This window comes from Sphingobacterium sp. UBA865, from assembly GCF_002295765.1.
GTDB lineage: Bacteria > Bacteroidota > Bacteroidia > Sphingobacteriales > Sphingobacteriaceae > Sphingobacterium > Sphingobacterium multivorum.
In genome coordinates this window covers 1-15000 of the sequence record NZ_DBGB01000022.1, presented here as the reverse complement: position 1 = coordinate 15000, position 15000 = coordinate 1, and the positions used below count along the sequence as shown (strand labels likewise).

The 15000-nt window shown below is 38.0% G+C and carries 15 protein-coding genes; 12 read left to right on the top strand and 3 right to left on the bottom strand.

The window, feature by feature from the left end:
* The first annotated feature begins 29 nt into the window (after window positions 1-29).
* The 8 genes from B2O97_RS11970 to B2O97_RS11935 all read left to right on the top strand — a co-directional run bounded on the left by B2O97_RS11970 (window position 30) and on the right by B2O97_RS11935 (window position 8824).
* Window positions 30-1067 carry a sensor histidine kinase gene (locus B2O97_RS11970; protein WP_070560922.1) on the top strand — a complete coding sequence of 346 codons (1038 nt, stop codon included), beginning with the start codon at window positions 30-32 and terminating at the stop codon, window positions 1065-1067.
* A 90-nt stretch (window positions 1068-1157) separates the two neighbouring features.
* Window positions 1158-1805: a DUF47 domain-containing protein gene (locus tag B2O97_RS11965; protein ID WP_046671637.1), complete on the top strand. Its 648-nt coding sequence runs from the start codon at window positions 1158-1160 to the stop codon at window positions 1803-1805.
* Between the two features lie 36 nt (window positions 1806-1841).
* Window positions 1842-2852, top strand: a complete 1011-nt coding sequence (locus tag B2O97_RS11960) for an inorganic phosphate transporter (protein ID WP_046671636.1) — start codon at window positions 1842-1844, stop codon at window positions 2850-2852.
* Window positions 2853-3091: 239 nt separating this feature from the next.
* Window positions 3092-4465: an OmpA family protein gene (locus tag B2O97_RS11955; protein ID WP_159333548.1), complete on the top strand. Its 1374-nt coding sequence runs from the start codon at window positions 3092-3094 to the stop codon at window positions 4463-4465.
* 181 nt (window positions 4466-4646) lie between these two features.
* Window positions 4647-6059: a tetratricopeptide repeat protein gene (locus B2O97_RS11950; protein ID WP_070560920.1), complete on the top strand. Its 1413-nt coding sequence runs from the start codon at window positions 4647-4649 to the stop codon at window positions 6057-6059.
* Window positions 6060-6156: 97 nt separating this feature from the next.
* On the top strand, window positions 6157-6903 hold the full coding sequence (locus tag B2O97_RS11945; protein ID WP_070561041.1) for a shikimate dehydrogenase family protein: 747 nt from the start codon (window positions 6157-6159) through the stop codon (window positions 6901-6903).
* A 44-nt stretch (window positions 6904-6947) separates the two neighbouring features.
* Entirely contained in the window at window positions 6948-7589 is a 642-nt protein-coding gene (locus B2O97_RS11940; protein WP_070560919.1) for an MBL fold metallo-hydrolase, read from the top strand.
* Between the two features lie 5 nt (window positions 7590-7594).
* Window positions 7595-8824, top strand: coding sequence for an FtsX-like permease family protein (locus tag B2O97_RS11935; RefSeq protein WP_286767446.1), 1230 nt, complete (start codon window positions 7595-7597; stop codon window positions 8822-8824).
* On the opposite strand, the gene B2O97_RS11930 is transcribed toward B2O97_RS11935, so the two are convergent.
* Together B2O97_RS11930 and B2O97_RS11925 are read right to left on the bottom strand one after the other, a co-directional pair.
* Window positions 8821-9468: a carboxypeptidase regulatory-like domain-containing protein gene (locus B2O97_RS11930; protein WP_070560915.1), complete on the bottom strand. Its 648-nt coding sequence runs from the start codon at window positions 9466-9468 to the stop codon at window positions 8821-8823. The genes B2O97_RS11935 and B2O97_RS11930 overlap by 4 nt on opposite strands.
* 57 nt (window positions 9469-9525) lie before the next feature.
* Entirely contained in the window at window positions 9526-9801 is a 276-nt protein-coding gene (locus B2O97_RS11925; RefSeq protein ID WP_046671629.1) for a NifU family protein, read from the bottom strand.
* Between the two features lie 242 nt (window positions 9802-10043).
* On the opposite strand from B2O97_RS11925, the gene B2O97_RS11920 reads away from it, so the two are divergent.
* From B2O97_RS11920 to coaBC, 3 genes are read left to right on the top strand one after another with little or no spacing between them, the layout of a single operon-like run.
* Window positions 10044-10973: an outer membrane protein assembly factor BamD gene (locus tag B2O97_RS11920; protein WP_112375121.1), complete on the top strand. Its 930-nt coding sequence runs from the start codon at window positions 10044-10046 to the stop codon at window positions 10971-10973.
* On the top strand, window positions 10957-11286 hold the full coding sequence (locus B2O97_RS11915) for a DNA-directed RNA polymerase subunit omega (protein WP_046671627.1): 330 nt from the start codon (window positions 10957-10959) through the stop codon (window positions 11284-11286). The genes B2O97_RS11920 and B2O97_RS11915 overlap by 17 nt, the downstream gene beginning before the upstream one ends.
* 10 nt (window positions 11287-11296) lie before the next feature.
* Window positions 11297-12493 (top strand): bifunctional phosphopantothenoylcysteine decarboxylase/phosphopantothenate--cysteine ligase CoaBC, encoded by a 1197-nt coding sequence (coaBC, locus tag B2O97_RS11910; protein WP_286752844.1) that lies wholly within the window; start codon window positions 11297-11299, stop codon window positions 12491-12493.
* A 45-nt stretch (window positions 12494-12538) separates the two neighbouring features.
* Here coaBC and B2O97_RS11905 read toward each other — a convergent pair whose 3' ends face one another.
* Complete coding sequence (locus B2O97_RS11905) at window positions 12539-13906, bottom strand: methyltransferase RsmF C-terminal domain-like protein (RefSeq protein ID WP_286767445.1); 1368 nt, start codon at window positions 13904-13906, stop codon at window positions 12539-12541.
* 88 nt (window positions 13907-13994) lie between these two features.
* Here B2O97_RS11905 and B2O97_RS11900 point away from each other — a divergent pair, with 88 nt between their 5' ends.
* Entirely contained in the window at window positions 13995-14381 is a 387-nt protein-coding gene (locus B2O97_RS11900) for an SRPBCC domain-containing protein (protein ID WP_070560908.1), read from the top strand.
* The last annotated feature ends 619 nt before the right edge of the window (window positions 14382-15000 follow it).

Genomic DNA, 15000 nt, shown 5'->3' with positions numbered 1-15000 from the left:
CCAAATCAGGGGCCTTTTTTATTCTGCAAATGAACTTTAAACAATTATTACTGGCAAACTCCGCAGCTGTCGGCATTGCAATATCTACGATCAGCTTTTATTATAAACATGACCTACAGACAGCGCTGATCATTTTCTTTGTTGCTGTGGTAACGAGTTTCCTTCTATTTAACTATCTATTTGAAAAATATATATATCGTAGACTCAATACGATGTATAAATTAATTCATAACCTTAAACTCGGTAAGGATCTTAAAGATGCTATCGGAGAACATGTCAGTGAGGATCCTATCACAGATGCTGAGAACGAAGTCAAAGCATGGGCAAAAGATAAAAAAAATGAGATAGAGCAGTTAAAATCACAGGAGAAATTCCGAAGAGAGTTTTTATCCAACATTTCTCATGAATTCAAGACGCCTTTATTTGCCACCCAAGGTTACATTGAGACCCTGCAAGATGGCCTGATGGAAGAAGACATGGAAATGGCCAAGAATTTCTTAGATAAGGCTGCCCGGAATCTAGACCGGCTAAATTACCTGATTCAGGATCTTGATGAAATATCCAAACTGGAATCCGGAAAAATGGTCCTGAATATAGAAAAATTCGATATCGTCGACCTCATTAAAGACACCACCTACTCTCTTGAAGACAAAGCTAAACAACACAATATCAAAATAGAATTCAAACCCAAAGTGGGTACACCCCATTGGGTTAAAGCTGACCGAAATAAAATTCATCAGGTATTATACAACCTGATAGATAATTCCCTAAAGTATGGAAAAGAGGGCGGGACAACGAAAATTAAGATTTTCCCACTGTTTGAACAGGTTCTTATCGAAATTACAGACGACGGTTATGGCATCGAAGAAAAAAATCTGAGCCGTGTATTCGAGCGCTTTTTTCGAACTGATAAGAGCCGATCACGCGATATTGGAGGATCAGGATTAGGATTGGCTATCGTAAAGCACATTGTCGAAGCACATCAGCAAAACGTAAATGTGCGTAGTACAGAGGGCATTGGAACAACATTCGGCTTTACTTTACAAAAAGTTCAGTCCGGTAATTAAACAATTGATGACACTTTTGTGTTTAAACAAAATCAATGTTAACATTAACTTAACATTAAGGTATTATTTTTGCAAAAATAAATTTAAGATATGTCTTTAAATAGCATTTTTCAATACTTCGTTCCAAAGGATAAAAAGTTCTTCCCTTTGTTTGAACAAGCCGGCAACAACTTGATCGAGATGTCAAAGTTGTTAAAAGATATTGTTAACTCAAGCAATCCTGAAAAGAAAAAGGAATTAACACGCAAAGTGGAAGATTTGGAACATAGAGGCGACAACATCACGCATCAAATTCATTTGGAGCTGGGAAAGAACTTTATCACTCCTTTTGACCGCGAAGATATACACTCTTTGGCAAGCTCATTGGACGATGTCGCAGATTTTATCCATGGTGCCGCCAATAGAATGGACCTTTACAAGGTTGAAAAGGCCACCGAGCCAATGATTGAAATTGCTGACTTACTAGTCGAAGCTACAGAACATGTATCAAAAGCTATTCATGAGCTTAGAGATTTGAAAAATATCCGCAATATTACGGATTCATGTGTTCGCATCAATAGCGTAGAAAACAAAGCGGATTATATTTTCGATAAAGCTGTAGCTGACCTTTTTGAATTTGAAAAAGATGCAATTTCATTAATTAAACACAAGGAAGTGTTATCTGCAATGGAAGATGCAACCGATAAATGTGAGGATGTTGCTAACGTATTAGAAAGCATTCTGGTTAAAAACGCATAATCATTCGATTTAAGTGCACAAAAATTCTACGAGATTATGATGTCAACATTACTCGTTGTTGTAATTGTCCTTGCGATTGCTTTTGACTACATCAATGGATTCCATGATGCCGCCAATTCTATTGCGACAGTTGTATCAACAAAAGTTTTAACGCCAGCAATGGCCGTTTTATGGGCTGCGATATTCAACTTTGCAGCTTACTTCTACTTTACAGATCATAAAGTAGCCAATACCATTGCAAAAACAGTATTGGAAGAATACATTACCTTAGAAGTTATTTTTGCGGGGTTACTTGCAGCAATCGGTTGGAACTTATTTACATGGTACTATGGTGTGCCATCCAGTTCATCCCATACGCTTATTGGAGGTTTTGCAGGATCGGGAATGGCTTACGCGTTCATCCTTGGCGCAGATCCTATCCACGCCATCAATATTGATGCAACCTTAAAGATTATTGCATTTATCGTACTGGCCCCTATTATAGGTATGACGATATCGGTTATCATCACATTGATTGTAATCAACCTGGCAAAAAACTCCCGTCCAAGTGTTGCCGAAAAATGGTTCAAGATATTGCAACTTGTTTCTTCTGCCGCATTGAGCTTTGCACATGGAGGTAATGATGCGCAGAAAGTCATGGGAATTATCCTTGTAGCGATGGTTGCTGGTGGCTATGTCCCAACGACTGAACACATGCCTGAATGGATTCCATTAACTTGTTACGCAGCAATCGCTGCCGGAACAATGAGCGGTGGGTGGAAAATTGTTAAAACGATGGGAACCAAGATTACAAAAGTAACACCCTTGGAAGGTGTTTGTGCTGAATCTGCAGGAGCTGTCACCTTGGGTATCACAGAACATTTTGGGATACCAGCCTCAACTACGCATACCATTACAGGTGCAATCATCGGTGTTGGTGTTGTCAAACGTGTATCAGCAGTACGTTGGGGGGTAACAATTAGCTTGTTATGGGCTTGGATATTAACCATTCCGGTTTCAGCTTTGTTGGGCGCGTTGTCGTTATTGGTCGTACATTATTTGCTTTAGAAAAAAATACTTAATTTTTTTCTTAAACCTATTGAAACAAAACAAAAATTTGGTACTTTCGTACCGGATTTTTGTTTTGTTGTTTCACATTAAATACTTAATTTAGTACAAAATATAGCAAAAACAAAATTTTAACATAACTTTAAGACTTTGGCACGGCAATTGTACTATTCCATGTGTTAATACGATAATTAAATTTGAAAACGATTAAAATTAATAATAACCTTAAAAACAAGAGTATGAACTATTCTACAATTAAAAAAACAGCAGTTGCTGCTACATTAGTTGCCGCTTTAGGTTTCGCTGGTACAGCACAAGCTCAACAAGTATTCGGTGGTAGATCACAATACAGAACTTGGTCTATCGGAGTTCAAGGTGGTATAACTACACCGAACACAATTATCGGTGGATCTAACGCTTTCGGTCAAAAAGTTGGTTACTTTCAAAATAAAGTAGGCGAGTACTATGGCTTGACAGTTCGTAAACAATTCTCACACTTATTTGGTTTAGAATTAGAAGCAAACCGTGGTAAGATCAAAACTTACAATCATGATTTATCTGGACCTAAAGCAGAAAACTCTTTGGGAGCTACTTCTGCTAAGACTGATGTAAATTGGGCTGCTAGTTTAAACGGTGTATTCCAATTGGGTACAATCGATTTCTTGAGAAGAGAAAATGCAGTTAACTTCTACGCCAAAGTTGGTTTGGGTGTTTTAGCTAATAATCCTATTCAGTATGCAAATAATGATTTTACTGGTTCCGAAGTTTATAATAATAAAGGAAAATGGGGTGAAGAAATTTTTGGCGATCGTGAAAAAACCGGAGATCGTGATAACAAATTAACTGCTTTCGTGCCTGTAGGTGTTGGTGCTAAATTCAAATTATCTGAAGTAGTTGCGTTGAACTTGGGTTACACGATGAACTTCACTGATGATAACTTATTGTATGGTCCAGCTCGTACTGATTACAAAGGTAAATTCTCTACAGTGATGGCTGGTTTAGAATTCACTTTAGGTTCGAAAGACAAACAAAACTTGACTTTTGCTAACCCAGTTGCTACATTGTATGATGAGTTGAAAGATCCTTCATTGAGAAACGAAGTTGAAGCGTTGAAACAACGTGTAAGCACTTTAGAAGGTACTGTTAACACATTAAGCGCTGACGCTGATGGTGACGGTGTATCTGATAAATTTGACAAATGTCCTGGTACTCCAGCTGGTACTCCAGTAGATGGTTCAGGATGTCCAATCAAATTCCCAGAGCCAGTTGCTAACAACGTTACTTCTAACGGTTACTACGCTCCAATTCAATTCGAATTTGATAGCTCAGTATTGAAAACTTCATCTTACTCTACATTAGACAAATTGGCTAAAGAGTTACGTGATAACAATTCATCTGTACAATTAGATGGTTATGCTTCTGCTGAAGGTTCTGAAGCTTATAACGTGACTTTATCTAAAGACCGTGCGAACTCTGTAAAACAATATTTAGTAAACGCTGGTGTTTCTTCATCAAGCATCACTGCTAACGGTTACGGAGAGAAAAACCCAGTTGCATCTAATGCTACTGAAGAAGGTCGTGTTCAAAACCGTCGTGTTGAGATCAAAAAATAATCGTATATAACTTATACCATTATATTAGAAGCCGGCTTTAAAGCCGGCTTTTTTATTTTACCCGTATTTATCCTTAACTTTGTGGAGGATATCCGATTTGTGGAAAATTAGTTCGAACAAATTAGATAAGAAATTAGTATTTTGAATTAAAGAACAGAATACTGGTTTTAAACTTTTGAGAATGGAAGAGGATTTTGAATTTGAAAACCCCGAAGAAAGAAAAATCTCGGTGGACAGATATGAGGAAATGCTTCGAAACGAGGATCAGTATTTTTTTGACTCCAAGGCTTTTGAAGGAATTATTGATTACTACGCTGAAAAAAATGACCCTGTTAAGGCCCTACAGGTTACCGAATATGCGATCAGCCAACACCCTTTTGATATTACCTTCCTATTGAAACAGGCACAACTGTTTTCAACGATTCAACAATATCAGAATGCACTTGCAGCGCTTGATAAAGCGGAATTATTGGAAGCTTCAGAAGGAGACATCTTCTTGATCCGCGGTGGCATATTAGGCAGTATCGGCCAGTTTGATAATGCTTTGGGACAACTCTTCAAGGCACTTCCACTATTAGATAATAAAGATGAAGTCTACTTCCATATTGCGATGATCTTTCAAGCGCAAATGAATTATGACAAAGCAATAATTTATCTAAAGAAAGCACTTGAGCTCAATATGGATTACCAAGAAGCACTCTATGAATTGGCCTATTGTTATGATATATTGGATAGACAGGAAGAAAGTATCTCCTTTTATAAGAAGTACATTGATTCAGACCCATACTCCTATTATGCTTGGTATAATCTAGGAAATTCTTACCATAAAATAAGCCGGTTTGAGGAAGCTCTGGATGCTTATGACTATGCTATATTAATTAAAGAAGACTTTTCTTCAGCTTATTTCAATAAGGGGAACGCTCTTGTTAATCTAGATCGCTATCAGGAAGCATTGGACGTATACAAACAAACATTTGAATATGAGCAACCAAGTGCTGATACCTATTGTGCGATTGGCGAATGTTATGAGAAACTTGAGCAGATGGAGGAAGCCCGCAATTATTATAAAAAGGCAGTCAAATTAGATGCGGAGCTTGCTGATGCCTGGTTCGGTATTGGGGTCACCTTAGATTTCGAAGAGCGTTATTTTGAATCTCTTCATTTCTATAAAAAAGCATTGGAGCTGGAAGATACAAACCCCGATTACTGGTTTGCGATTGCCGATGCCCGATACAAACTACAACAAATAGATCTTGCAGAAGAAGCCTATAAAAAGGTAGTCGCTTTGAACCCAACAGATATAGATGCGTGGCTCGATTATTCCTCCATTCTATTTGAACAAAGTAAAATTGAAGAAGCCATTGATGTAATATCCGATGCCATCACACAAAATCCAAATGCTGCAGAGCTGTACTATCGTGTGGTTGCTTATCTATTTGCCAATGGACAATACAATGAAGCGCTGAACTTTTTAGAGCTTGGTCTGGCGACGGATCCCGATAAGCATCATATTCTTTTTGATTACCTTCCACAGCTACAAGGGAATCAGATTATTACTGAAATTGTAAAAAAATATACAAAGCCGAAAGATTAACATGTAAGAGGCTCATATCCGGTCATTGCTATGCAATGACCGGATATTAAAATTGAAAATATATTCCTGTTCCCACAACGTACTTTTCGCAATTCAAATGAAAAAATTAGGCTTAATAGGATACCCGTTAGGGCATTCTTTTTCAAAAAAATATTATCTAGAAAAATTTCATCAAGAGGGTATTACCGATGTGGATTATGATTTATATCCACTTGCTCAAATAGCCGATTTTACAATAATTGCTTCCAATAAAGACTTTTACGGTGTCAATGTGACCATTCCCTATAAGATAGAGGTTATGGATTATTTGGATGAGCTCTCGGAAGAAGCTCATGCAATACAAGCTGTAAACTGTATTCGAATCAGCCATACATCAGATGGCATAACACATCTTAAAGGCTACAATACAGATGCCTATGGTTTTGAGGCATCGCTAAAGCCGCTATTAAATCCCCAAGCGGATAAGAAGGCTTTGATTTTAGGTAATGGGGGCGCTGCAAAAGCTGTCATTTATGCCCTGAATCAACTTGGAATAACACATACTTTAGTAAGCAGAACCAAACAGGCAGGCCAGCTCACTTATGATGAAATTGATCGTGCTATCCTAGCTGACCATACTTTGATTATCAACTGTTCACCGGTTGGTACATTTCCCAATACAGCAGAATATCCGAAAATTCCTTACGAATTCTTAACTGAGAATCACCTCTGTTATGATCTCATATACAACCCAGAGGAAACAACGTTTCTTCGAAAAAGCAAAGAAAAAGGTGCCAGAATCAAAAACGGGTATGAAATGTTGGTTCTACAAGCAGAAAAAAACTGGGAAATCTGGAATAGTTGACCTTTCAATAGTAAGAAATCAATAAAAACTGTAATTTTACCACTATGCTTACGATCAAAACATTCACTTTCAATCCCTATCAGGAGAATACTTATCTACTTTATAACGAGTCAGGAAATGCCATTATCATTGATCCTGGGATGTACGGCGAGCAAGATCAGCAAGAACTCCTAGCTTTCATCGCAAACAATAAACTCAAGCCGACACTCCTATTAAATACACACTGTCATATTGACCATGTATTGGGGAATAGTTTTGTCCATGAAAAATTTGGCTTGCTTCCGCAGTTTCACGAAGGTGAGGTACCAATTTTAGTAGCGGTTCAGAATTATGCTCCTCAAATGGGCATCCGATATGACATTTCCCCAATTGGGGAAACATTTCTAAATGAGGATGATACCATTCATTTAGATGATGATGAGCTAACGGTCATTCTTGCGCCTGGACATTCCCCTGCACATATTTGCTTATATTCAGCTGATCAAAAATTCTTGATCGGAGGAGATGTTCTATTTCGCAATAGCATTGGCCGTACTGATCTTCCTGGGGGAAATCACCAGCAGCTTTTGGATAGCATAAAAACAAAACTTTATACCTTGCCCGACGACACGATCGTCTATCCGGGGCATGGCCCATCGACTACGATTGGCTTCGAAAAAAATTCTAATCCATTTATCCAAGGATAAAAGTCATGAACCTGCCATTTCTATTTGCAAAAAGATATCTGTTTTCTAAGAAATCAGTTAATGCCATTAATATCATCTCTTCAATTAGTGTGATTGGCGTAATGGTAAGTAGTGCCGCATTAATCATTTTGTTATCATCATTCAATGGAATGGAACAGCTGATACTATCCATGTACAGTAAGTTTGCTCCTGAGCTGAAGATTGAACCCAAGAAAGGCAAACTTTTTGATAGCAAACAGGCTATCTTCAGCGAATTACGAAAAGATTCTAATGTGGTTCATTATACGGAGGTTCTACAAGAGAAGGTATTGTTACAATATTCAAATAGACAATTTATTGCAAATATAAAAGCTGTCGAACCTCAATCGCTAAGTAAGAAGACCGGAGACAGTATCCTCGTAGATGGCCAATACAAACTTACTCATGACTCGACTAACCTCGCAATTCTAGGGGCTAGCGTACAGGCAAATCTGGCGATTCCTATGCAGAACTCTTCGGGACAAATTCAAGTGTATTCACCGAGAAAAGGGGTAAAAAATTCCTCCAATCCTGCTGAAGAGTTCAACATCCGATCCATAACTCCTGTAGGGGTAATGCGCTATCAACAAGATTTTGACAATTTGATAATTACACCGATTTCATTTGCTAAAGAGGTTCTCGGAGAATATGACCGCGTTTCATCGATCGAATTTTACCTAAAAGATGGTATAGATGTCAACTTATTTGGGCAGACATTACAAAAGAAAATAGGACCAGATTATATTGTAAAGAATAGGGAAAAACAAAACCCCACCTTATATAAAAATGTACGTGTTGAACGCTGGGTCGTCTTCTTTATCCTGACCTTAATCAGTGTGATTGCAATCTTTAATATTGTAGGTTCCTTAACCATGCTTGTACTGGACAAACAAAAGGATATGACGATCCTGAAAGGTTTGGGTGGGGCTGATAATCTAATTCAACGTATCTTCTTTTATGAAGGTCTTATGATCGCTATTATCGGTTGTGTATTAGGTCTATTGATAGGCGGCATATTCAACTATATTCAGTCAGTCTATGGAATCATTCGTGTAGAAGATGGAGCGAATACCATTATTGACAGCTACCCTATGGTAAGTAAGTGGAGTGATTACATTTTAGTATTCATAACAGTCATTGGCATCTCTGGTCTAGTTTCCTATTTCTCCGCTAAATTAAGTGTGAGAGAACTCAATAAACTGAAATCGACTGATTAATAACTTGAACTTTTTCGGCTTTGACTTCCTTTTGTAATCTGTTGGATTAAACTGCCCCATGCAAAAGGATTTAACAATGGATTAGCATAACGTTGGTTGATGACTTTATTATTCATGGTATTAAAGCTCTGCGCATTATTAATTGAACGCATTTCATTTCCGTCACGTGGTATTACAGCTGCCATTGCAGACAAGGACTCATACGACAAGGATCTTCTTACTCTAACGATGTTATCTTCGGAAACGTCTAGATTCATAAATGCAATGTTAAACTCTTCTATACTTGCCCAAGGATAGGGCGTTACCATCGGAAGTTCCGTCACTAGATTTTGCATAATGATATTTGCGGTATATTTATCTCCAGAAACCTCAGGAATAGTGACAACTAAAGGATCAAAACCGACAGATGTAAAACGAATTGTATCGCCTACATGTGCCACAAAAGAGAAATAGCCCTCGTTATTTGCAGCAAATGCTTCATTTCGGAAAGATAAATTAGTGACAGTCGCATAACCTACAGGAAGTCCAGACCCAACCGTTGTTACGATACCGGAGTATTGAATAATTTTCCTTTCCTGCGCTTGTAATGCGGCGGAGCAAAAAAGTATAAATACAGCAAATAATATAGAAACCAGCAACTTCATAGAACAAATTTAAACAAAAGTAGCCGAACTAGCCGTTAAATTGTGTTAATAGAAAAACTAATTAACAGAGGGTAAAGTTGCTTCTGGGGAATCTGGATCTGTTAAATTAATAGCCTCTACTGCTGTAATTTCAGGAACAGCTTTCTTAATTGCCTGCTCTAAACCAGCTTTAAAGGTCATAATGCTCATTGAACATGAAGCACATGCTCCCAATAATTTTAAACGCACGACATTATCCGCTGTAATCTCTTCAACACTCACATTTCCGCCATCAGTCTCCAAATATGGTCTCAAGGTATCTAATGCTTGCTCAACTTTTTCTTTTAAAGTCATACTCTTAATGCTATTCAATGATTGTAATATGTAAAGATAATCAAATATTTTAAAATGTGTATTTTTAGGCTTCGCTACCATTGGAAAAACAACAAGTATATGACAATATACCCTCTTCCGAGCTACAATCGAGTTAAAGAATGTTAATAAGAAATGTTGTTTTTGCGATCAAATAATTATTAAACTATATTGCGCAGTAAAATTTAATTGATTAGTATAACAAATTCACTTATATTTGTAAAATGTTTTTAAATAGGCGTATAGCGGCTATCTGTGCCGGCATGATGTTTCTATTGGTATTTACTGGCTGTAAAAGTAAATTTGAGAAATTGCGCGCAAGCAATAACATCGCTCAAAAGTACGAAGAGGCCGTAAAACTTTATGAGAAAAAGAAATATACAAAGGCGTTAGTTTTGTTTGATGACTTGCGGACCAAATTCCGTGGACAAGCTGAAGCAGAAAATATTTACTATTATTTGGCATTTGCCAACTACCGTCTGAAAGATTATACATCTGCAGCATTTCACTTTAAAGATTTTGCGGATGTTTATCCAAATAGTGCAAGAGCAGAGGAATGTCGTTTTATGCATGCCTATTGTTATTATTTAGATTCTCCGAGATCGACGTTAGATCAAGCAAATACAAGAAAGGCAATTGATGCTTTACAGCTCTTCGTCAATCTCTATCCCGAATCGGAACGGTCCAAAGAAGCCGCAGATCTTATTCAGAAATTAAGAGATAAACTTGAGCTTAAAGCATTTGCTAATGCAAGACTGTATTATGATATGGGTCTTACGGATGATTATAGGGCAGCTGTCATCGCATTACAGAATGTATTAAAAGAATACCCTGATACAAAATACGCAGAAGAGATTGAGTTTTTAACCTTAAAAGCACAATACATCTATGCGTCAAAAAGTTTCTTCCTGAAACAAGAAAGCAGATTTGATGATGCCTTGGATTATTACCGTAGCTTCGCAAGTAATTTTCCGAATAGCAAACATATGAAAGAGGCAGAATCTCTTCGTGAGAATTCTGAAAAAGGGATTAAAACCGCCCTCTCTCAAGTGAAGGATTATAATAAGGCCGTTGCGGAGCAGGAAGTGTATATTAAAGAACAAAAGGCGAAAAAAGAAAAAGAAAATACCCAAAAAGATGAGTCAAAAAAATAACAATTCAGTTCCAAACTCTACAGTCACACGTGACTTGAGACAATTGGACAAAGGCACTGACAATCTCTATGAATCTATTGTAGTTATTTCTAAACGCGCGAACCAAATTGCAGTAGATATTAAAGAAGAATTGAATGGAAAACTTGCTGAATTCGCGAGCAACAACGATAACTTGGAAGAGGTATTCGAAAACCGTGAACAAATAGAGATTTCAAAACATTACGAGCGTATGCCAAAGCCTACTTTGGTTGCTATTGATGAATTTTTACACGATAAAGTGTACTACAGAAATCCTTCAAAAGAGCAGGACTAATCCTTAAACAATGGCTTTAGCTGGGAAAAATATTGTAATTGCTGTATGCGGCAGTATTGCCGCATACAAGATTGCATCCCTTATCCGCCTTTTGGTAAAAGCGGAAGCCAAAGTTAACGTAGTCATGTCAAAAGAAGCGACAGCCTTTATTACCCCGCTTACGCTTTCCACACTCTCCAAAACCCCCGTTTTAATAGATTATTATCAGCCGAATACCGGGGAATGGAACAATCATGTCGAAATTGCTTTAAATGCAGATTATATTTTAGTCGCACCAGCAACGGCAAATACCTTGGCCAAAATGGCCAATGGGTTTTGCGATAACCTCTTAACAGCCGTGTATCTATCAGCAAAATGTCCAGTACTATTCGCTCCAGCAATGGATTTAGATATGTGGAAACACCCTTCAACACAGTCCAATATTAATAAGCTTAGTTCTTATGGCAATATCCTCATTCCTCCGGGAAAAGGGGAACTGGCAAGTGGTCTAGTGGGTGAGGGGCGTTTGGCGGAGCCGGAAGAAATAATGGATTTCTTAGTTAAATTTTCGGAGCGAGGACTGCCCTTAGCAGGAAAGAAAGCATTAGTATCAGCTGGCCCTACTTATGAAGCTATTGACCCAGTCCGCTTCATTGGCAATCATTCAAGTGGAAAAATGGGCTATGCCATCGCCAAAGAACTTGAAGAACTTGGCGCAGACGTCACTCTAGTATCGGGACCGACTGCCCTGAAATTACCCGAGCGCGTCTATACGATTTCAGTTACCTCGGCAGCTGAGATGCTGAGCGCCTGCGAAGAATATTTTGAAGCAGCAGATATTGTTGTGATGAGCGCTGCTGTGGCAGACTACACTCCAGTTGAAGTCGCTACCCAAAAAATAAAAAAGAAAGAAAACGAATTCGCTATCGAGCTGACGAAAACCGCCGATATTCTAGCTACTTTAGGTGCCAAAAAGAAAGAAAACCAGTTACTCGTTGGGTTTGCATTGGAAACCAATAATGAACTCGAAAATGCAAAAGACAAATTGGTTCGAAAAAACCTGGATTTTATTGTGCTCAATTCCATGCAAGATAAAGGTGCCGGCTTTGCCACGGATACCAATAAAGTCACTATAATCGATCGGTCTGGAAATACCCGTGAGTTTAGCCTAAAATCGAAAGAAGAAGTTGCTAAAGATATCTGCTCAATTATCGTGAGCCTATCCTAAGCAAATTTTATATATACTCCCCTTGGAGTATAATGTCTCCAGCTCTTATAAATTTGCAATCCTCAATTCCTTTGGATAATAGTTGTTTATTCGGTTGGTCAATACCTTCATCCAGCCCAAAGGTTTACCTTGAAAACTTGCTATGGCCCATCCTTGAATATTTTCGCCAATCGTATCCACAGCTATATTTTCCTTTCTAAGATAATTGCGGGCATCCTCAAGCGACAATTCCACCAATTGGAAGTCTTTGGTCAAATGAATGCTCAAAGCCAGCGCATGGCTTGGTATTAGCTCCTTTCTGTTAAGTTTCCCAACATTAGTTCCCGCATTCTTAAGATAAAGTACATTTTGGAGATACTTTAGATCATGTTCATACATTTTTGGAAAAACATATACATCCTCATGATGAAGAAAAGTATGAAAACTGGCACTATCCGAAATCCAATTATCTAGAATTCCTCTAGGTACCTCTGATTTTTCGGGTTTAATTCGCTTTCTATTGAACGTTTCCTGTTCGCCAATCTTCTTAAGGACAGCAATAAAAAAGCCCTCTCCACCTAATTTATGCGGGTAAAATCGATAACCGTGTGCACGATGCTTATTAGAACTTGTATGATCAATTCCCCAATGCTCTTCAATAGCTATTTCAATAGATTCGAAATCACCGCTATCCAGTAACCAATCGACAATATCTTCATTTTCTTCCGGAGAATAAGAACATGTTGAATAGAACAAATATCCGCCCTTATTTAAAGTCGCCAAGCTTTCAGCCAAAATTCGCTGTTGTCTTTCGCTACAAAGCTTAACATTAGCTTCGGACCATTCATCGATGGCATCGGTATCTTTTCTAAACATTCCAGATCCAGAACATGGGGCATCAACAACCATCAAATCGAAGTATCCTGGAAGGCGATTAAACGCTGCAGGATCATTATTTGTCGTTACTGTGTTAGCATTTCCCCATTTTATTAAGTTATCTTGCAGGACGGTAACCCTAGTTTTAATAATTTCATTTGCAACCAAGAGCGATTCCGGATGCAAACTACTGTTTAATAAAGTAGACTTTCCTCCTGGAGCGGCGCATAAGTCCAACGCCCGAACACTCCTTTCATTTAACTTCAAACTTCGAATAATATGATCTATGAACATGGAAGAAGCATCTTGTGGATAGTATGTTCCAGCATGAAATAAAGGATCTAACGTAAACACTGGACGATCCTGAAGATAATAAGCCACATGACACCAAGGAACTTGTTTTGCATTAGGAATCGGACAATCTTCTAATTTATTAGGGTTTAGGCGTATTGCTGTCGCCCGAATACCTTCTTCATGTATCTTAATAAATGCATCAGTATCAAATAATGGATTCACCCCTAACTTTTTCACTAAAGAATTTGGCAGAAAATTACTCATGTTGTCCTAATAGTTTGCGATAAAATTAAGATAAATAAAAATGAAGTCAAAATAAGTGGTAAATTACAAGAAAGAGTAACTTTGCACCATGAAAGAATTCAAGAAATATGCTATTATTCCTGCAACTCCAGAGGAGCTGTATCTTGCATTAACGACCGAAATTACCGCTCGTCTTTGGACAGGAGACCTAGTGTCCATAGACGCTACTATCAATGGAGAATTCTCCTTATGGGATGGTGCTATAACTGGCCGATTCTTGGAACTGGAACCTTCGACAAAAATTGTGCAAGAATGGTACTTCGGTGAAACAGACAACCCTTCGATTGTTACATTAAAGCTGCATGAACATAAAAAAGGGACATCCTTGGAAATTAGGCAGACAAATATACCGGATGAAGACTTTGAAAATATCTCGGATGGATGGGAAGACCCTTATATCTCCTCGTTGATCGACTTTTATACAGAAGAAGATTAAAGCAATGCAGCTATTCTTCCAGGGTATAGTGTAATAGCCAAGAACATCAGGTATTTGTATTCCATATAGACCGTTGGCAATACAGATACCTCCTTTACTGTGCCCGACTTTCCACCTTCCAATATATAATAATTGATATTTCACTATTACACAACATGTGAGTCGTTTCAATATCTCAAATAGAACGGATTATAATTTCTACATGCTCCTTTAATCCCAATCTTCATACATATAAAATATCCCACAATAGTTTCAAACACCAAACTCAAAGCTCCTGCCGATATATTCATCCTTTACAGGCAAAGGTGTAGCAATCTTACAACATAAAATCGGCAACAGCGAAAATTATGGTGTTAAAAAGTTTTCAATCCTATCTAATAGAAATACGAATGATATATCCAAAAACCGAGACTTTCTCACCTCCGTAAACCATTGGGGTAATAACTGAGACAAGACATGCTCCTAGTGATTACAAGTAGCTTGTGTAGTGACCGCCGAATATTTGATTTACAGATGCGTCACACTGCTGCGGAACAGCGCCGGTCGGGGGGTACGGCAGATATGCAATAGCTTGTACAGGGAAGTACAGGCAGGTATCTAAACGAAAGAAGCCCTTGAC